The organism is Flavobacterium sp. IMCC34518 (assembly GCF_027111095.2).
Classification (GTDB): Bacteria; Bacteroidota; Bacteroidia; order Flavobacteriales; family Flavobacteriaceae; genus Flavobacterium; species Flavobacterium praedii.
On record NZ_CP114284.2, the window covers coordinates 607271 to 625503 of the forward strand.

Sequence of the window (18233 nt, forward strand, 5' to 3'; positions counted from 1 at the left end):
TTTTACTTTTTTTAAAATGTATTTTTATGTCTACTATCCTCTCTTTATTATTGGTTTTTGTTATTGCACTTTTAATTGGTGTATTTATGGGTAAACTTATTTTTTCGGCACGTTTTCAGTCAGAAAAAGTAAGCTTAGAAGAAAAATTAATTGCTCTACATTCTCAGATTATTCAACAAAAAGAACAGTTTTTATTAGACAAAAACGCAACCGAAAAGCAACTGGAACTTTCAAAAACCGAAAAAGAAACGATTAGAATTGAGAAAGATAGTCTTGCTATCCAACTTTCAAAAAAAGAAGTCGATTTTGAAAATCTTTGGGAACGCAACAAAGAACAAAAAGAAGAAGTTGAAAAACTACAAGAAAAATTCACCAAAGAATTTGAGAACCTTGCCAATAAAATATTAGAAGAAAAATCGAATAAGTTTACGGAGCAAAACAAAGAAAACATGAAAAATATCTTGTCGCCACTCCAAGATAAAATTCAGTTATTCGAAAAGAAAGTTGAAGATACTCATAAAGAAAGCATTGACTATCATGCTGCATTACGCCAACAAATACTGGGTCTACGCGAAATGAACATTCAAATGAGTAAGGAGACCATCAATTTGACCAAAGCACTAAAAGGCGATAGCAAAATGCAAGGAAACTGGGGCGAACTGGTTCTGGAGCGTGTTCTCGAAAAATCGGGATTGGAAAAAGGACGCGAATACGAAGTACAACAAAGTCATATTACCGAAGATGGAAATCGTGTATTTCCAGACGTTGTGATCAATTTACCCGATGGCAAAAAAATGGTTGTCGATTCTAAAGTTTCATTAACTGCTTATGAAAAATACATTAATGAAGATGATGATGAAACGGCAAAAACACGTTATTTAAAAGAGCATGTCAATTCGATAAAACTTCATGTAGAACAGTTGGGAAACAAAAATTACCAAGATTTGTACCAAATAGAAAGTCCTGATTTTGTTTTGCTTTTTATTCCGATGGAACCTGCATTTGCGATAGCTCTCAATGAAGATACCTCTTTGTACAATAAAGCATTCGAAAAAAACATAGTAATCGTCACTCCTTCTACCCTATTGGCCACTTTGCGTACAATTGATAGCATGTGGGCCAACCAAAAACAACAGGAAAATGCTTTTGAAATTGCGCGTCAAGCGGGTGCATTATACGATAAATTTGAAGGTTTTGTGGCCGATTTAATCAAGATTGGCAAAAAAATTGACGAAAGCAAAGTTGAATATGGCGCTGCTATGAATAAACTCGTGGAAGGAAAAGGAAATCTTATCACCAGTGTCGAAAAACTTAAAAAAATGGGAGCCAAAGCCAAAAAAGCACTACCCGAAAGTATTTTAAAAAGAGCCGACATCGACGAAAATTCACTCTTAAATTAATTCAAATATGAAAAAAATTCTAGCTATCATAATAGCATTATTGACCATTGGTTTTCTAAGTTATTTTGCCTTTATCTATTATGTTCCCGTTAGTGAAGGCATTCGATCGGGAGAATTAATCCGATTAAGTCACAAAGGAGTCATCATCAAAACCTGGGAAGGAGAATTAAGTCAAGGAATTTCTGGTGCTCAAATTTTTAAATTTTCTATTTTAGACAGTGATAAAGAAGTTATAGAAACCATGAAAAACCTTCAAGGACAATATGTCAAACTCACTTATGTAGAAAAATACCGAACTTTTTCTTGGTGGGGAGAGACTCGATATTTTATTAAAACGATACAAAAAGAAAAATCACCCTTTGACCAAAAATAATCTATGGAAAAAAGATACAAAACTGTTGCCTCATCCCATGTCAGTATTTCGGTATTAATGCTGCCTTCGCACACCAATTTTAGCGGTAAAATTCATGGTGGATATATTTTATCATTACTGGATCAAATAGCCTTTGCTTGCGGATCCAAATTTTCTGGTAACTACTGCGTAACGGCTTCGGTAGATACTGTTAATTTTCTAAAACCAATTGAAGTAGGCGAATTGGTAACCATGAAAGCCTCCGTTAATTATGTTGGAAAAAGTTCTATGGTTGTTGGTATTCGAGTTGAAGCAGAAAACATTCAAACAGGAATAAAGAAACACTGTAACTCCTCTTATTTTACGATGGTTTCCAAAGATAACGAAGGTAATAGTGTACCTGTTCCTGGCTTAATATTATCAAACTTTGAAGACATAAAACGATTTTGCAATGCTTTAAAACAAATTGCGTTGAAAAAAGAAAAAGACTTGCATGAAGAGGTGTTTAATTACACATCCAAAGAAACCATGGAAACACTTAAAAAATACAATGTACAGATTAATTTAGATTAGCTCTTTTTTTTTAAAAGATTCTAAGTTATTGAGATACTAAGTTTCTAAATCAGAACTAGGTTAGTAAGTTAATTAAGAGTCCACACAACAAAATCTTAGAAACTTAGATTCTAAAAAAATAGCCAACATCAAAAGTCCAGTACTTATGATGTGGCTATTTTTTTTTAGCGTTATTTTAAGACTAATGTTATTTATAAATCGTAACTTTAGAAGTGAACCTTTAATAGAACGATTATGAAAAAAATTACTCTATTAGTATTGACTTTTATTTTTGCAACTGCAACTGCTCAAGAAAAATTAACGACTTCTAAATGTACCATCTCTTTTGAAGCATCGGTACCTTTATTTGAAGCTGTCGAAGCCAAAAATGAAACAGTTGGATGTGAATTATATCCTAAAAAATCTCAAATTAACTTCACTGTAAACATAAAAGAATTTGAATTTAAAAGGGATTTAATGAAAGAACATTTTAATAGCAATTATATGGAAAGTGACCGCTATCCAAAGGCCACCTTTAAGGGAATAATTGAAAAATTTGATTTGAATATTATAACCGAACAAGAAAAAGATTTTTTGATAAAAGGAAAACTAACTATCCACGGTCAAACGAGACTGATTGCTGTAAATGCTAAAATAAGAAAAGCAAATACTGGAATACAAATAACCAGTCTATTTACATTGAATACAGACGACTTTAACATCGAAATACCGAGTATTGTAATTGCTAAAATTTCTAAAAAAGTGAATACCCGAATTGATTGTATCGTAAACTAAATTCACCTATTATTTTAAACAATCTTTTATTGCTGCTGTAAGATTTTTGAATTTAAATCGAAATCCTAAACTTTTTACTTTATCCGAAGAAACCCTTCTTCCTGTCAAAACAATACAGGCCATCTCTCCCATTCCCAATCGTATCAAAAAAGCAGGGACTTTTGGCAACCACATTTTAAACCCAAAAGCATTTGACAATGTTTTGGAAAATTTAGAATTAGTTGTACTATCATTTATGGTGGCATTATAAGCGCCTACCATTTTGTTGTTTTTTATAGCTTCAAGATAGATCATACACAAATCATACACATGAATCCAAGGCATGTATTGTTTGCCACTACCCAATGCACTTCCTAAACCACGTTTAAAAAGAGGGTTCAATTTATTTAAAATTCCATCCTCTTTACCCAAAACTAAACCAGTTCGAATTTTTACAGTTCGAATTCCCAAATTACTTATCAAATCAGCTGATTTCTCCCATTCTTGACAAACTGAACCTATAAAATCATTGGCAGGTAATGTGTTTTCGGTACAAATACCTTGCCCATTAATGGCTCCATAATATCCAATTCCAGATGCCGAAACAAATGCCTCTACCTTTTTATTATGCTTTTTTAAAACGGAACCAATTAATTGAGCAGATTGAGTTCTACTCTCTACTATTTCTTGCTTGCGTTTATCTGTCCATCTTTTGGCTGCTATATTCTCTCCCGCCAAATGAATTATAAAATCTGCATTGAGTACAGCAGCTTCATCAATTTTTTGAGAGGCAACATCCCAAACATAATAGGAAATTCCTTCAGTATTTAGTTTACTGTTTCTGGTAAGTATTGAAACAGAATAATCGCTATCCAATAACAATTTTGTTAATTTTTTTCCAATAAAACCAGTACCTCCCGTTATTAATACATTCTTTTTCATTACGATATAAATTTGGGTAATCAATTATGACTATGCAAATATAAGTTAATATTTTGTTTAACATTATTAATAATACGTTAAACATACATATCTTTATACTCAAATAAAAAAAACTAAAATGGCAACTAAAAAATCCCCTTTATCCAAAGACCTAATTGTGTCCATGTACATGAACTATACTTTAGAACATAATGAAAAACCAAAATCTGTATTTCATTTTTCTAAAGTGAATGGTTTTACAGAAGCTGAATTCTATACTTTTTTTGGTACGCTGGAAAGTATTGAAAAAGAAATATTTAATGTATTTTTTGATAAAACAATCGAGTTGTTGCAGAAAGACGATAATTACGAAAGTTACGACATGAAAACCAAACTCTTGAGTTTTTACTTTACTTTCTTTGAATTAATTACTGCCAATAGAAGTTATGTGGTTATGGCTTTGAAACAACATCAAAATCAACTAAAAAACTTAATGTTGCTAACAGAATTTAGAACTAAATTCAAAGACTACATCTCGGAAATAATTACAGATGATTTTCGTATAAAAATTGAAAAATTGCAGCAATACCAAGAAAAAGTATTAACCGAATCGTTTTGGGTTCAATTTTTATTAACCTTAAAATTTTGGATGGAAGATTCTTCCCCTTCATTTGAAAAAACGGATATCTATATCGAAAAATCGGTAAAAGTTTCCTTCGAATTAATAGATGTTACACCAATTGATAGCTTAATTGATTTTGGAAAATTCATATTCAAAGAAAAAATAAACAACAAATAATGAAAACAATAGACTATATCCCAACATCAAAAATTGAAAGAGCTTCAAAACTAGTGCAAACGGGTGCCAAAGTAGGTGTGAACTATTTGAAATATTATGGAGAAAAAATGGTCAATTCTGATTTAACTCGGGACAAACTCAACGAAGACAATGCCGAAGACATTTATGATGGCCTAAAGAGTTTAAAAGGAAGTGCTCTCAAAGTAGCTCAAATGCTTAGTATGGATAAAAGTTTCTTACCTCAGGCGTATGTAGAGAAATTTTCGTTGTCACAGTTTTCAGTTCCACCTCTTTCAGCTCCATTGGTTTTAAAAACTTTCAAATCCAATTTAGGAAAAACACCTTATGAAATTTTTGACGAATTCAATGCCAATTCAGTAAATGCAGCCAGTATTGGTCAAGTGCATATTGCCATGAAAAACGGCAAAAAACTGGCGGTTAAAATTCAATATCCTGGTGTTGCCAATAGTATTTCTTCGGATTTGGCTTTGGTAAAACCCATCGCTATTCGAATGTTTAATCTGCAAGGAAAAGACTCTGATAAGTATTTTAAAGAAGTGGAAGACAAGTTGATTGAAGAAACCAATTACATACTCGAACTCGAACAAAGTCGTGAAGTGGTTGCTGCTTGCAAAAAAATTGAGCATTTAGTTTTCCCGGAGTATTACCCTGAATTCTCCTCCGAAAAAATCATTACAATGGACTGGATGATTGGAATTCATCTTTCTGAATTTACAGCCAAAAACGAAAATCAAGAATTGGGAAACCAGCTAGGACAAGCGTTATGGGATTTTTACATGTATCAAATTCATATTTTGAAAAAAGTACATGCTGACCCGCATCCCGGTAATTTTTTGGTTAACGATAATCATCAATTGGTAGCTTTGGATTTTGGTTGTATGAAGAAGATTCCAAATGATTTTTATATACCGTATTTCGAATTGGTAGATCCAAAAATACTTGACAATCCAAAATTGTTCAATGAGAAACTTTTTGAATTAGAAATTTTAAGAGTTGATGATTCTGCAGAAGAAATTGTCTATTTCACCCAAATGTTTTATGATCTATTGTCTCTTTTCACCCAGCCTTTTCAGGGAGAAACCTTTGATTTTTCGGATCCGGAATTTTTTGGAAATATTGCCCAACTCGGAGAACGATTTTCAAAAGATACCAACTTAAGAAAAATGAATGGCAATAGAGGTTCCAAACATTTTATTTACATGAATCGTACGTTTTTTGGACTGTACAATTTGTTATTTGATTTAAAAGCCAACATCGTGGTGAATCAATATAAAAAATACGAATAACGGTTTGAAAAAATCTGAGTTGCCGTCAAAAATTTGTTTGGTATGTAAACTTCCTTTTAGCTGGCGCAAAAAATGGAAAAAAGAATGGGATGACGTAAAATATTGTAGCGAAAAATGCAGGAGAAACAAAATCATTAGCAAATAAAATGAGCACTACTAAAAGTCATATCAATATCGTTTGGTTCAAAAGAGATCTTCGTTTGCAAGACAACGAAGCTGTATTTAATGCCCTTCAGTCCAAAACACCGTCCTTATTATTGTATGTTTTTGAAAATTCATTACAAAAGGATGGCCATTATAGCGAGAGACATTGGAACTTTATCAAACAATCCATTCAAGACATCAACCAACAATTGCTGCCATTTAACACAAAAATCCTAAGCGTTTCAGGAGAAGTAATTTCAATTATCAATTCAATACAAGAAATTTATAAAATTGACACTGTATTTTCTCATCAGGAAACAGGTATCAAAATTACTTATGAAAGAGACAAATCGTTTAAACGCTTTTGCAAAAATAATTTCATCCAATGGAAAGAAAATACCAACAATGGCATTTTTAGAGCTTTAGAAAATAGAAAAAACTGGGTAAAACTTTGGGAAGATTATATGAATTCCAAACAATTTTCTTTTGAAGCGACTTCCCAAAATTTCTTGTCTCTTGAGAACATTCAAATTTTAGAAAATAGTTTTGAAACCGTTTCATTGGAAACCATACCAAATACTATTTTTCAAAAAGGAGGGGCTTCAATGGCCAATAAATATTTAGAAAGTTTTTTTGCCAATCGGTATTTGGATTACGGTCGCAATATCTCAAAACCATTGTTAGCCAGAAAAAGTTGCAGCCGTTTATCTCCTTATATTGCTTGGGGCAATTTATCTTCAAGGCAAGTATTGCAGCAAGCCGCCAATTTTAGATTCATTTGTACAGACAAAAAACAAATTGATTCCTTTGTCTCCAGATTAACCTGGCAAGCCCATTTTATACAAAAATTTGAAATGGAAGAAATAATGGAATTTGAGAGCGTTAACAAAGGCTATCATACTTTAAAAAAGAAAATAAATGATACCTTTATTGATGCTTGGAAAATGGGGCAAACAGGTTTCCCAATAATAGATGCTTGTATGCGATGCTTGAACGAAACGGGGTATTTGAATTTTAGAATGCGTGCTATGGTCGTTTCCTTTTTTACCCATAATCTTTGGCAACCATGGCAAGAAGCCACCCAACATTTATCCCAAATGTTTTTGGATTTTGAACCTGGGATTCATTTTCCGCAATTGCAAATGCAAGCAGGAGAAACTGGAATCAATATGTTGCGCATCTACAATCCCTTAAAAAATAGTTTAGAACACGATCCTAATGCAGAATTTATAAAAAAATGGGTTCCGGAATTAAGAGAACTTCCTATTCCTTTTGCACACAATCCATCAAAAATGACTTTTTTGGACCAAAAGTTTTGCAATTTTGATTTAGGTGTAGATTATCCAAAACCCATCGTTAATATTGACAGAACTCGAAAACACGCTAGTGATTTTTTGTGGGACATGAAAAAAAATCCTCTTGTGAAAGAAGAAAACAATAGGATTTTAAAACTACATACCATGACCGATGTAGGTGATAGTGATTAAAATTATAAAAAATACTATACAAACGATTGATATGAATTCTAAAAATAACTTAACCACAACAGAAATAGACCGAATAATAGAAATGGCTTGGGAGGACCGAACCACTTTTGATGCAATTTTGATCCAATTTGGTTTAAAAGAACAAGAAGTCATCAACCTCATGCGTACCGAAATGAAGCCCTCCAGTTTCAAAATGTGGCGCGAACGCGTGCAAGGCCGAAAAACAAAACACGAGAAATTAAGAAACTTTCAAGAAGGTCGCTTCAAATGTTCGAGACAAAGACAAATTAATGGCAATAAAATAGCAAAAAGATAAATTAATAAAAATATGCGAAACATAGTAATCATTGGCGGAAGCAAAGGAATTGGAAGTGCTATCCTATTGCAACAATTGCAAAACAATATTGTGTATAACATCAGTCGAACGGCTCCTGACATCACACACCCCAACTTAATTCATTACCCCATTTCGATTCTTGAAGATGATTTACCCGAAATTGAATCCGTTGATGTTGTTATTTATTGCCCGGGATCCATTACACTAAAACCCATTTTGAGTTTGAATCTGGACGATTTTAGAAATGATTTTGAAATTAACGTAATTGGTGCTGTAAAAGCGATTCAGAAATATTTACCCGCCCTAAAAAAAGGAAACAATCCTTCGATCGTATTATTTAGTACCGTTGCGGCCAAATTAGGAATGCCTTTTCACGCCAGTATCGCTACTGCAAAAGCAGGAATCGAAGGATTGGTAAAATCCCTTGGTGCCGAATTAGCCTCGGTGGTTCGAGTTAATGCCATTGCTCCTACTATTACCGAAACTTCGCTTTCGGCCAATATCCTTAGAAACGACCGCATGAAAGAAAACATGATGGAACGCCACCCTATGAAAAGTTACTTAAAGCCCATTGAAGTGGCCGAAATGGCGAATTACTTAATCTCCGAAAATGCCAAATCCATTTCAGGACAAGTTTTTGAAATGGATTATGGAATCGTAAGTTTTAAATTGTAAGAACATGCAAATTCTTTTAACAGGTGCAACTGGATATGTAGGCAAGCGACTTTTACCGATTTTGGTCGAACAAGGTCATGACGTTATTTGCTGTGTGCGAGACAAGCAACGTTTTTTTTGTCCAAAAGAATTTGAAAAAAAGGTAAAAGTCATTGAAGTGGATTTCTTAAAAAAAGAAACTTTAGAAAATATCCCCAATGACATCGATGCCACTTATTATTTAATTCATTCGATGTCGGGATCGGCCAGTAATTATGATGAATTAGAACATCTTTCGGCTGAAAATTTTGTTGACAGAATCAATCAGACAAAAGCCAAACAAGTTATTTATTTAAGCGGAATTGTCAACGACAAATCGCTATCCAAACATTTATCGTCCCGAAAAGCAGTAGAACAGGTTTTGAATACTGGAACTTTTGCAACAACTACATTAAGAGCTGGAATTATTGTAGGTTCTGGAAGTGCCTCCTTTGAAATTATTCGGGATTTGGTTCAAAAACTACCGGTAATGGTTACCCCAAAATGGCTGAACACCAAATGCCAACCCATAGCCATTGCCGATGTTTTGGATTTTTTGACAAAATCACTTTTAAACCCATTGACATACAACCAAAGCTTTGACATCGGTGGGCCCGACATTCTTACTTACAAAGAAATGCTATTGGGTTTTGCCAAAGCCATCCATCTCAAAAGATATATTTACACCATACCCGTGATGACCCCCAAGTTATCCTCTTACTGGTTGTATTTTGTAACCTCAACCTCCTATAAATTAGCATCTGCATTGGTGAGCAGTATGAAAGTCGAAGTGATTTGCCGAGACAACAGCATCAACACTATTTTGAATAGCACTCCCATGCCTTATGAAATGGCACTTTCCAAAGCCTTGGTAAAAATAGACAATGACACGATAATTTCGAGTTGGAAAGATTCTATGATAAGCGGTCAATTCATCGGGAATGTTGGTGATTATCTCAAAGTGCCCAAGAAAAACTGTTTTATCGACCGAAGAAAAATGGTTATTCAGAACCGAGCTTTTACCATCAACCAAATTTGGTCCATTGGTGGTGAAACGGGCTGGTATTACGGTGATTGGTTGTGGGATTTACGCGGATTTATCGATAAGCTTTTTGGAGGTGTTGGTTCACGTAGAGGGCGTACCAACAAACACGATATTCATGCTGGCGATGCACTAGACTTTTGGCGGGTTTTATACGCCAACAAAGACGAAGGTAAACTCATTCTCTATGCCGAAATGAAACTACCCGGCGAAGCTTGGCTCGAATTCAAAATCATCAACAACACTTTGTATCAATCGGCAACTTTTAGACCCGAAGGCATTTGGGGAAAATTGTATTGGTATTCTGTTTTGCCTTTTCACGGTTTTATTTTCAAAGGAATGCTGAATAAATTGATCCGATAACTTCTTTTTTTTGCTGAAAATAAGCCTTTTCAAAATCATTTGGGCGTGACCCCATTGAGTAAAGGGGCTTACCTAGAGTACCGCTTATTTGCCCCTTTGCTCAACGGCGTCGTGCTGTCCGCGTTACTTCGGTAACTAGCTCCCATCACTCACGCAGAACACAACACCTTCAAGGAAAATGACATGATTTTATTTTCAAAAAAAGGTTTGGTGAAATTTTATACCATTAGTGGATATAAAATAGTCCAAAGATGCGAAGTTATTTTTTTTCAAGACAACGATAAAAATCATTGCATAGCCTTCGCTACGGAATTATTTTTTGAGGACGTATTGGAGAAAAAGAACAAGTAGATTGGACTATTTTATATGTGCTAATGGTATTAATGGTAAATCGAAAATTTTAGATTCATATAATTTCGTCTAGCACCTTTGTCAAAGTTTTAAACTTTGACAAAGGTTAGGAGTCAACAAACTTTATTTCCAGTTTTTTTTTAGATTGCCATTAAAATTTTAGTATAACCCAAAAAAATGAGTTGCAATTGCTCCAGCTTTGAATTGCCTCTAGCTTTAATTCACTTCAAAATTCCCGCTTTATAAGTAGCAATAGCTCGGTCTCTACCAAAGGCATGTTCTACCATTGGCTGTCTGTAACCCAAATCAAATTCGGGAATCCATTTGCGGATGTAAATTCCTTTTTCGTCAAATTTCTTGAGTTGGATATCGGGATTAAAAACCCTGAAATAAGGCGCTGCATCACAACCCGTTCCTGCTGCCCATTGCCAGTTGCCCACATTGGCAGACAAATCATAATCCAATAACTTTTCGGCAAAATAGGCTTCGCCCCACTGCCAATTGATCAATAAATGTTTGCATAGAAAACTCGCCACCACCATGCGCACTCTATTGTGCATATAGCCCGTTGCGTTGAGCTGACGCATTCCTGCATCGACCATCGGATAACCCGTGGTTCCCGTACACCAGCGTTTGAAATCTTCTTCGTTGTTGCGCCACTGGATCCCATCATAAGCCGATTTGAAATTATGGCTGACGACTTTGGGAAAGCTGAACAGAATTTGCATAAAAAATTCCCGCCAAATCAATTCACTCAAAAAAACATCATTTTTCCGAACTGCCCAATTCACTAATTTTCGGACACTTACCGTACCAAAACGCAAATGTGGTGACAAATACGAAGTGCTATCAATGGCAGGAAAATCTCTGGTTTCGTGGTAATTACTTATTTGTTTGAGATTATAGGGAACTACTTTTATTTCACTTTCCTCAAAACCAATGTGTTCTAAAGTGGGGAAATCAAAATTGCTTTTCAGGAAATTAGAGTAATAACTTTGAGTATCGTATTCCACAAGCGGTGCAATGGTTTTGTATTTTTCCAACCATTTATTTTTGTAGGGTGTATAAATGGTATACGGCAAACCATCTGCTTTGGTGATCTCGAGTTCTTCAAAAATAACTTGGTCTTTGAACGAAAAACTAAGCGTTTTATTTGCTTTAGCCAATGCATCAATTGATAAATCTCTCTTTATTGCATAGGGTTCATAATCTTTATTGTAGAAAACTTCCAAAATGTCAAATTCATCAAAAAGAGATTCCCAAACCGCTTTTGTAGTTCCGTTTTTGATCAAAAGTGAACTCCCAAAAGCATTAAGTTGAGTGTTTATTTTTTGAAGCGAATCAAATATAAAACCAACTCGAGCATCCTTTTTGGGCAAGCTACTCAAAATATCAGTGTCGAAAATAAATAACGGAATTACAGGATATTTAGATTGCAATGCATGATACAATGCCACATTATCCTCGAGACGCAAATCGCGTCGGAACCAAAAAATGGATACTTGTTGTTTTGACATTATTTTGAATTAAAAAGCTGATCCACTTTTACACAACGGTAATCAAAGATTTCTTTCAGTTTGTTTTTGACTAGTAAGGTATTCATGATGCGTCCCAGAAATCCTAAAGGCAATGCATAATGCACCACATCGGTCATTTTTACTCCGGTTGGTGTTGCTTCAAAAAAGTGTTTGTGGTGCCAAAAACTATAAGGACCAAAACGTTGTTCGTCTATAAAATACGCTTTGTCTTTGACTTGTGTGATTTCGGTGGTCCAACTTATTTTTATACCCAAAAGAGGGGTCACTTTGTATTGGATAATTTGTCCGGCATACATGGATTGATTGTCAAAATCAGTGATTTGAAATCCCATGGTTTCTGGAGTAATTTTTTGCAAATTGCTGGGACTGGAGAAAAATGACCAACATTCCTCAAGAGTAGCATTGACGTGTTGAACGGTTTCTTTTTTATATACTTTCATTTTGGTGTTGGATTATTATGTAATGAATTTTACATTTCTTTATAAATTGATAAAAATGATACCTAACAGGTTAAAAAAAACGGTTAGGATTTAACGTGTCCTAACAGGTCTCTTTTAACCTGATAGGTGTTTTTTTAGACATTCCTAATTACTATTTTTTCAAATGGCTAATGAAATTTATAAAAAAAACTCCTTGATATGCAGTCTGTTTTTTGCATGAGGGATAGAAGTGGAGCTCTTTTGGTATTGGGCATTTTTCTTGCCCGATACCAAAAAGCGGGAACGGATAGCCCGACCGCTTTTTTCTAGCGGTCATGCCCCAATTATTTTTTACATTTTATAGTATTTGAAGGGTACAAATAACATTCCGAAACATTCGCCATGCTCTTTTCCGAGGTGTTTGTGGTGTATTTTGTGGGCTTTACGTAGGCCTATTAAATACTTGTTATTGGTGTTTTTGAACCATTTGAATCGTTGGTGAATCAATACATCGTGAATCATAAAATAGCAAAATCCATACGTGGTGATACCGAGGGCGATAAAAAAAAGATAATTCATGCCGCCTTGCACTCCAAAATAGAAAAGAATGATACTTGGAAGGGCAAAAATCACAAAAAATATGTCATTCCGTTCGAATGTATGAGCATATTTGGGTTGGTGATGGTCTTCGTGAAAATACCACATGAGCCCATGCATAATGTACTTATGCGTGAGCCAAGTAACACATTCCATGAATAAAAAAACGCTTAAAAAAATTAAAAAAGATATCATTGTGTTATTTTAAATTAAAAATTAATGTTTCTTTTTATACCAATTTCAACTTGTAGGACACGAACGATTGTGCCAATAATCCTGCTTTTGAATAATTAGAAACCCGAATTCTAGTATTCCCTATTTCGTGACAAGGAGTGTGTGCTAATTTTTTGAGCAGTTTTTTGTAATACACATAGGCAGTGTACACTCCAAACTTGGCTTCCAAAGGTAATTTTATGATGCCTTGAAAAGCTTCTTCAAAATCTTCTTCAATTTCCTTAATGATTGCTTTTTTGGAATTTTCATCAAAGGATTTCAAATCGACTCCCGGGAAATAATTTCGGTTCAATAACAAATTATCATCCTTCAAATCCCGAAGAAAATTTACTTTTTGAAAAGCAGAACCCAATCGCATGGCTTGGTCTTTTAGCTGATTGTATTTAGTTTCATCTCCTTTGACAAATACTTTGAGACACATTAAACCAACAACATCGGCAGAACCATAAATGTATTCATTATATTCCTCTTTACTTTGATAATCGGATTTGAATAAATCGAGTTTCATGCTTTTGAGAAATGATTGCACCATGTCATCAGTAATATTGTATTCTTTAACAGTCTGTTGAAAGGAATTCAAAATTGGATTCAAACTGATTCCATATTTCATCGCCTTGTAATATTCGGTTTCAAAATCAATGATTAGATTTTCTTTGTCATACCCATGAAAAGAATCTACTATTTCATCGGCAAAACGCACAAAACCATAGATGCTGTAAATGGCATCCCGAATGCTGGGCGCCAACATATAAACCGCCATAGAAAAAGAAGTGCTGTAATTTTTGGTTACCAATTTACTGCACTTGAAGGATACATCATCAAATAATTGCTTCATACTATTGCTTTAAAAGTTGTTTATCAATTAATTCAGACACTAATTTTCCCGAAATTAATGCTGGAGGAACACCTGGTCCTGGAACAGTTAATTGTCCTGTAAAATATAAATTTTTCACTTTTTTACTTTTCAATTTTGGCCTCAAAAAAGCGGTTTGCAGCAGCGTATTTGCCATTCCATACGCATTTCCTTTGTAAGAATTATATTCTGAAACAAAATCATTTTTGCAAAATGATTGTTTAAATATAATACTATTTTTAATTTCTTGTTGTGTTAACAGTTCGAAACGCTCCATTATTTTATCAAAATACTGATTTCTTAAGTCCTCATTATCAACAATTCCAGGTGCCAATGGAACTAAGAAAAACCCAGATTCCATTCCTTCAGGAGCTGCTGTTGTATCTGTAATTGATGGGAAATTGGCATAAAACAAAGGTTCTTTTGGCCATTGAGGTTCATCATAAATATCTTTTGCATGCTGTTCAAAATCGACATCAAAAAACAAAGCATGGTGCGAAATGTTTTTTATTTTTTTGTTGAAACCTACATAAAACAGCAAGGAAGATGGAGCAAAAACTCTGCTATCCCAATAGTCTTCAGAATACATTCTATGCTCTTGATCCAATAACGTTTCGGTATGATGGTAATCGGCTCCACTTAAAATAATATCAGATGGTATTTTTTTTCCATTAACCACTATTGAACGCGCCATTTTATTTTCTACATTAATTTTTTCAATATTGGCATTGGTTTCAAAAATCACTCCTAGTTCTAAGGCCAAACTTTCCATAGCTCGAACAAGATCAAACATCCCTGTTTTTGGATGCCATGTACCAAGACCAAAATCGGCATAGTTCATAAAACTATAAAACGAAGGTGTATCAGAAGGTTTTGCACCCAAAAACAATACAGGAAACTCAAGTATATGAATGAGCCGTTCGTTTTTGAATTTGCTTCGAACATCTTTACTAATGTTACTAAAAAACTGACCTATCTTTTTGGCTGTTTCAACCGTTACTAATTCTAATGGAGAAACGCCAGGACGATACACTAATTCTTTAATTGCAATATCATAATTGCTTTTGGCTTCTGCCATAAAATCTTTTAAGATTTGACCACTTCCTTCTTCGATAGCTTCAAAGTCAGCAACGATTTGAGGCAAATTATCTGCAATTGCAATAAAATCATCAACTCCATAATACACCCTGTATGCTGGTGAAAGTTTTATAAGCTCATAATAATCTGTTGTTTTTTTGCCAAAATCAGCAAAAAAACGCTCAAAAACATCGGGCATCCAATACCAACTAGGCCCCATATCAAAAGTAAAACCATCGGCTTTCAATTGCCTAGCTCTACCTCCTATTGAAGCATTTTTTTCAAACACCGTTACTTTATGTCCACTTTTTGCCAAATAGCAAGCGGCAGCCATTGCCGAAAATCCGGAACCTATTATAGAAATTGTTTTTTTCATTTGTTTGTCAAATATATAAAAAGATTAAACAAGAAAAATTAAATCTTTTCGACTAAATCAGGAATCGAATTGAAAATTTTCACATCATTTGATATGGCACTGCGGTTGATATATTCCGTCATCCTACCAATCAACCAAATTTGCGTTGAATCATCCAACAGCTCTTCAGTCATTGTGGCAACAAACTCATCAACAGCCACTCTTTCAGGCTGAATCGTCAGATAAGATACAAAAATTATGGAATTAAAATGCTTTTTCAATTCTTTCAAATTATCAATTGGCATATTCTCACCTAAATAGATAACCTTATAGCCTTTGAGTACAATTTCATAATGCAAATACATCAAACCCAATTCATGAATCTCATTGAGCGGCAATGACAAAACAAATACTTTGGCTTGATTAACAGGAATTAAACCTTCAATTTTTTCAGTATTTAAAAGTGTTTTTTTTATGATCAAACAGCTAAGAAAATGTTCGTGAGCTGGAGTAATTGTACCTGTTTGCCACAATAATCCAACCTCTTCCATCAAAGGAATAAAGACTTGATTGAATACCTCTTTAAAAGATTTTTCTTCCATCAACCAATTGTAAGTATTTGAAAAAAGTTCTTGATCAAAATTCATCATTGCCATTTTAAAGGCAGTAATTGCATGACTTTTAGAGTTTTTATTAGAAATTATACCGCGAACCAATTCCGGTATTTTATCTTCAGGAAAGGTAGATATTTTGGATATTTTATATCCATAATCATGCAACAACGTTATATTCAAAAGTTTTTGCAAGCTAGGCAAAGAATACAAACGTATATTGGTATCTGTTCGCATTGGCTGCAATACATTGTATCTTTTTTCCCAAATCCGAATGGTATGCGCTTTCACCCCAGAAAGATTTTCTAGATCTTTAATGCTGAAAATATTTTTTACATTGTTCATCAATATTCAATTTTTATTAAACAAAGGTACAGATAATTTAAACTTAAATAAACAAAACACTACTTTATTATTTTTAGATCTTTTCCAAAATGAAAAATTTTGTTTCTCAATTTGAAAAAATATATTGAGTTTCATCATTTTTATAACTATTTTATTTGTCAAACCTTAAAATTCTGAACTCTAATACCTAAATTCTCTTTATATTTGTGCCTTTCGAAAAAACAACAAAAAATGACTACTTTAAACGAATTGAATGCTATATCACCTATCGATGGTCGCTATAGAAATAAGACAATGTCTCTTGCTCCTTTTTTCTCTGAAGAAGCCTTAATCAAATACCGTGTATTAGTTGAAATCGAATATTTCATTGCATTATGCGAAGTGCCTTTGCCACAACTAAAAAATGTCAACCCTAACTTATTTGAAAGTTTACGGGCTATCTATAAAAACTTTTCTACCGAAGATGCTCTTTGGATAAAAGAAACTGAAAAAGTAACCAATCACGACGTAAAAGCGGTTGAGTATTTCATCAAAGACGCTTTTGAGAAACTAGGTTTATCTGAATACAAAGAATTCATTCATTTTGGTTTGACTTCTCAAGACATCAACAATACTGCGATTCCGCTTTCTACAAAGGACGCTTTCGAAAAAGTATATATGCCATCGCTGATTTCTTTAACTTCAAAATTAAAAGAATTAAGCCAAGAATGGGCAGACATCCCAATGCTAGCACGCACACACGGGCAGCCGGCTTCGCCTACTCGTTTAGGTAAAGAAATTGCCGTTTTTGTAGAACGACTAGAAGAGCAAATGCGCTTGTTATTCAATATTCCATTTGCAGCTAAATTTGGTGGAGCAACCGGAAATTACAATGCACATCATGTGGCTTATCCACAAATTGACTGGAAACAATTTGGACGTCAATTCGTTGAAGACAACTTAGGATTACACCATTCGTTCCCAACAACACAAATTGAACATTACGACCATTTTGCTGCTTTTTTTGATGCATTAAAGAGAATTAATACTATCATAATTGATTTGGACCGAGACATTTGGACGTATGTTTCTATGGAATATTTTAAACAAAAAATAAAAGCGGGAGAGATTGGTTCATCTGCAATGCCTCACAAAGTAAATCCAATTGATTTTGAAAATTCTGAAGGAAACTTAGGAATAGCCAATGCTGTTTTTGAACATCTATCGGCTAAATTACCATTATCTAGACTTCAACGTGATTTGACAGACAGTACCGTTTTGAGAAACATTGGTGTACCTATGGGGCATACTTTGATTGCTTTTGAAGCAACTTTGAAAGGTTTGAATAAATTATTACTCAACGAATCCAAGTTTCACGAAGATTTAGAAAAAAACTGGGCCGTTGTAGCCGAAGCCATTCAAACAATCTTACGACGCGAAGCCTACCCGAATCCTTATGAAGCGTTGAAAGGTTTAACAAGAACAAACGAAGCTATTGACAAAAAAGCAATTCACGGATTTATAGCTACACTTGAAGTTTCGGATGCAATAAAAGCCGAATTGATGCAAATCACTCCAAGTAATTTCTTAGGAATTTAAACCCTAAATAATATTTTAATTAATAGCCGTCTCTTGAGATGGCTATTTTTTTGGATACAATTAACCCAGATTATACAAAAAAAGCAAACCCTAAAAAATTTACT

Annotated in this window: 19 protein-coding genes; 12 read left to right on the plus strand and 7 right to left on the minus strand. The window is 34.1% G+C overall.

Annotated elements, in window-relative coordinates; genetic code table 11:
* The first annotated feature begins 26 nt into the window (after window positions 1-26).
* The 4 genes from rmuC (at window position 27) to OZP06_RS02570 (ending at window position 3099) form a co-directional block, all read left to right on the plus strand.
* Window positions 27-1400 (plus strand): DNA recombination protein RmuC, encoded by a 1374-nt coding sequence (rmuC, locus tag OZP06_RS02555; protein WP_269223551.1) that lies wholly within the window; start codon window positions 27-29, stop codon window positions 1398-1400.
* 7 nt (window positions 1401-1407) lie between these two features.
* Window positions 1408-1773 (plus strand): 6-phosphogluconate dehydrogenase, encoded by a 366-nt coding sequence (locus tag OZP06_RS02560; RefSeq protein WP_269223552.1) that lies wholly within the window; start codon window positions 1408-1410, stop codon window positions 1771-1773.
* 3 nt (window positions 1774-1776) lie between these two features.
* Window positions 1777-2325: an acyl-CoA thioesterase gene (locus OZP06_RS02565; RefSeq protein WP_269223553.1), complete on the plus strand. Its 549-nt coding sequence runs from the start codon at window positions 1777-1779 to the stop codon at window positions 2323-2325.
* A 234-nt stretch (window positions 2326-2559) separates the two neighbouring features.
* Entirely contained in the window at window positions 2560-3099 is a 540-nt protein-coding gene (locus tag OZP06_RS02570; protein WP_269223554.1) for a YceI family protein, read from the plus strand.
* A gap of 9 nt (window positions 3100-3108) precedes the next feature.
* Here OZP06_RS02570 and OZP06_RS02575 read toward each other — a convergent pair whose 3' ends face one another.
* Window positions 3109-4020 carry a TIGR01777 family oxidoreductase gene (locus OZP06_RS02575; protein WP_269223555.1) on the minus strand — a complete coding sequence of 304 codons (912 nt, stop codon included), beginning with the start codon at window positions 4018-4020 and terminating at the stop codon, window positions 3109-3111.
* 118 nt (window positions 4021-4138) lie between these two features.
* Between OZP06_RS02575 and OZP06_RS02580 the strand changes: the two genes are divergently transcribed.
* Genes OZP06_RS02580 through OZP06_RS02610 form a run of 7 tightly spaced genes read left to right on the plus strand, consistent with a single transcriptional unit; the run spans window position 4139 to window position 10171 of the window.
* Window positions 4139-4798 carry a TetR family transcriptional regulator C-terminal domain-containing protein gene (locus tag OZP06_RS02580; protein ID WP_269223556.1) on the plus strand — a complete coding sequence of 220 codons (660 nt, stop codon included), beginning with the start codon at window positions 4139-4141 and terminating at the stop codon, window positions 4796-4798.
* On the plus strand, window positions 4798-6105 hold the full coding sequence (locus OZP06_RS02585; RefSeq protein ID WP_269223557.1) for an AarF/UbiB family protein: 1308 nt from the start codon (window positions 4798-4800) through the stop codon (window positions 6103-6105). The genes OZP06_RS02580 and OZP06_RS02585 overlap by 1 nt, the downstream gene beginning before the upstream one ends.
* A 4-nt stretch (window positions 6106-6109) precedes the next feature.
* Window positions 6110-6250 carry a DUF2256 domain-containing protein gene (locus tag OZP06_RS02590; protein ID WP_269223558.1) on the plus strand — a complete coding sequence of 47 codons (141 nt, stop codon included), beginning with the start codon at window positions 6110-6112 and terminating at the stop codon, window positions 6248-6250.
* 1 nt (window position 6251) lies between these two features.
* Entirely contained in the window at window positions 6252-7736 is a 1485-nt protein-coding gene (locus tag OZP06_RS02595) for an FAD-binding domain-containing protein (RefSeq protein WP_269223559.1), read from the plus strand.
* Window positions 7737-7767: 31 nt separating this feature from the next.
* The gene (locus tag OZP06_RS02600) at window positions 7768-8052 is read left to right on the plus strand and encodes a TIGR03643 family protein (RefSeq protein ID WP_269223560.1); all 285 of its coding nucleotides are present in this window, start codon (window positions 7768-7770) and stop codon (window positions 8050-8052) included.
* A gap of 12 nt (window positions 8053-8064) precedes the next feature.
* The gene (locus OZP06_RS02605) at window positions 8065-8748 is read left to right on the plus strand and encodes an SDR family oxidoreductase (RefSeq protein WP_269223561.1); all 684 of its coding nucleotides are present in this window, start codon (window positions 8065-8067) and stop codon (window positions 8746-8748) included.
* 4 nt (window positions 8749-8752) lie between these two features.
* A complete protein-coding gene (locus OZP06_RS02610; protein ID WP_281324193.1) occupies window positions 8753-10171 on the plus strand; it encodes an SDR family oxidoreductase in 1419 nt (472 codons plus the stop codon).
* Window positions 10172-10743: 572 nt separating this feature from the next.
* Here OZP06_RS02610 and OZP06_RS02615 read toward each other — a convergent pair.
* The 6 genes from OZP06_RS02615 to OZP06_RS02640 form a co-directional block, all read right to left on the minus strand.
* The gene (locus OZP06_RS02615; RefSeq protein ID WP_269223562.1) at window positions 10744-12039 is read right to left on the minus strand and encodes a deoxyribodipyrimidine photo-lyase; all 1296 of its coding nucleotides are present in this window, start codon (window positions 12037-12039) and stop codon (window positions 10744-10746) included.
* On the minus strand, window positions 12039-12500 hold the full coding sequence (locus OZP06_RS02620) for an SRPBCC family protein (protein ID WP_281324194.1): 462 nt from the start codon (window positions 12498-12500) through the stop codon (window positions 12039-12041). The genes OZP06_RS02615 and OZP06_RS02620 overlap by 1 nt, the downstream gene beginning before the upstream one ends.
* A gap of 330 nt (window positions 12501-12830) precedes the next feature.
* A complete protein-coding gene (locus OZP06_RS02625; protein WP_281239058.1) occupies window positions 12831-13271 on the minus strand; it encodes a sterol desaturase family protein in 441 nt (146 codons plus the stop codon).
* A gap of 34 nt (window positions 13272-13305) precedes the next feature.
* A complete protein-coding gene (locus tag OZP06_RS02630; RefSeq protein ID WP_281324195.1) occupies window positions 13306-14145 on the minus strand; it encodes a phytoene/squalene synthase family protein in 840 nt (279 codons plus the stop codon).
* 1 nt (window position 14146) lies between these two features.
* Window positions 14147-15616, minus strand: a complete 1470-nt coding sequence (gene crtI, locus OZP06_RS02635) for a phytoene desaturase family protein (RefSeq protein WP_269223563.1) — start codon at window positions 15614-15616, stop codon at window positions 14147-14149.
* Window positions 15617-15654: 38 nt separating this feature from the next.
* Window positions 15655-16551, minus strand: a complete 897-nt coding sequence (locus OZP06_RS02640; RefSeq protein ID WP_281239055.1) for a MerR family transcriptional regulator — start codon at window positions 16549-16551, stop codon at window positions 15655-15657.
* A 231-nt stretch (window positions 16552-16782) separates the two neighbouring features.
* Between OZP06_RS02640 and purB the strand changes: the two genes are divergently transcribed.
* Window positions 16783-18129: an adenylosuccinate lyase gene (gene purB / locus OZP06_RS02645; protein ID WP_269223564.1), complete on the plus strand. Its 1347-nt coding sequence runs from the start codon at window positions 16783-16785 to the stop codon at window positions 18127-18129.
* The last annotated feature ends 104 nt before the right edge of the window (window positions 18130-18233 follow it).

Coding starts and splice junctions, on each gene's coding strand:
- rmuC (WP_269223551.1), top strand. CDS start 27: ATGTCTACTATCCTCTCTTTATTATTGGTTTTTGTTATTGCACTTTTA.
- OZP06_RS02560 (WP_269223552.1), top strand. CDS start 1,408: ATGAAAAAAATTCTAGCTATCATAATAGCATTATTGACCATTGGTTTT.
- OZP06_RS02565 (WP_269223553.1), top strand. CDS start 1,777: ATGGAAAAAAGATACAAAACTGTTGCCTCATCCCATGTCAGTATTTCG.
- OZP06_RS02570 (WP_269223554.1), top strand. CDS start 2,560: ATGAAAAAAATTACTCTATTAGTATTGACTTTTATTTTTGCAACTGCA.
- OZP06_RS02575 (WP_269223555.1), bottom strand. CDS start 4,020: ATGAAAAAGAATGTATTAATAACGGGAGGTACTGGTTTTATTGGAAAA.
- OZP06_RS02580 (WP_269223556.1), top strand. CDS start 4,139: ATGGCAACTAAAAAATCCCCTTTATCCAAAGACCTAATTGTGTCCATG.
- OZP06_RS02585 (WP_269223557.1), top strand. CDS start 4,798: ATGAAAACAATAGACTATATCCCAACATCAAAAATTGAAAGAGCTTCA.
- OZP06_RS02595 (WP_269223559.1), top strand. CDS start 6,252: ATGAGCACTACTAAAAGTCATATCAATATCGTTTGGTTCAAAAGAGAT.
- OZP06_RS02600 (WP_269223560.1), top strand. CDS start 7,768: ATGAATTCTAAAAATAACTTAACCACAACAGAAATAGACCGAATAATA.
- OZP06_RS02605 (WP_269223561.1), top strand. CDS start 8,065: ATGCGAAACATAGTAATCATTGGCGGAAGCAAAGGAATTGGAAGTGCT.
- OZP06_RS02610 (WP_281324193.1), top strand. CDS start 8,753: ATGCAAATTCTTTTAACAGGTGCAACTGGATATGTAGGCAAGCGACTT.
- OZP06_RS02615 (WP_269223562.1), bottom strand. CDS start 12,039: ATGTCAAAACAACAAGTATCCATTTTTTGGTTCCGACGCGATTTGCGT.
- OZP06_RS02620 (WP_281324194.1), bottom strand. CDS start 12,500: ATGAAAGTATATAAAAAAGAAACCGTTCAACACGTCAATGCTACTCTT.
- OZP06_RS02625 (WP_281239058.1), bottom strand. CDS start 13,271: ATGATATCTTTTTTAATTTTTTTAAGCGTTTTTTTATTCATGGAATGT.
- OZP06_RS02630 (WP_281324195.1), bottom strand. CDS start 14,145: ATGAAGCAATTATTTGATGATGTATCCTTCAAGTGCAGTAAATTGGTA.
- crtI (WP_269223563.1), bottom strand. CDS start 15,616: ATGAAAAAAACAATTTCTATAATAGGTTCCGGATTTTCGGCAATGGCT.
- OZP06_RS02640 (WP_281239055.1), bottom strand. CDS start 16,551: ATGAACAATGTAAAAAATATTTTCAGCATTAAAGATCTAGAAAATCTT.
- purB (WP_269223564.1), top strand. CDS start 16,783: ATGACTACTTTAAACGAATTGAATGCTATATCACCTATCGATGGTCGC.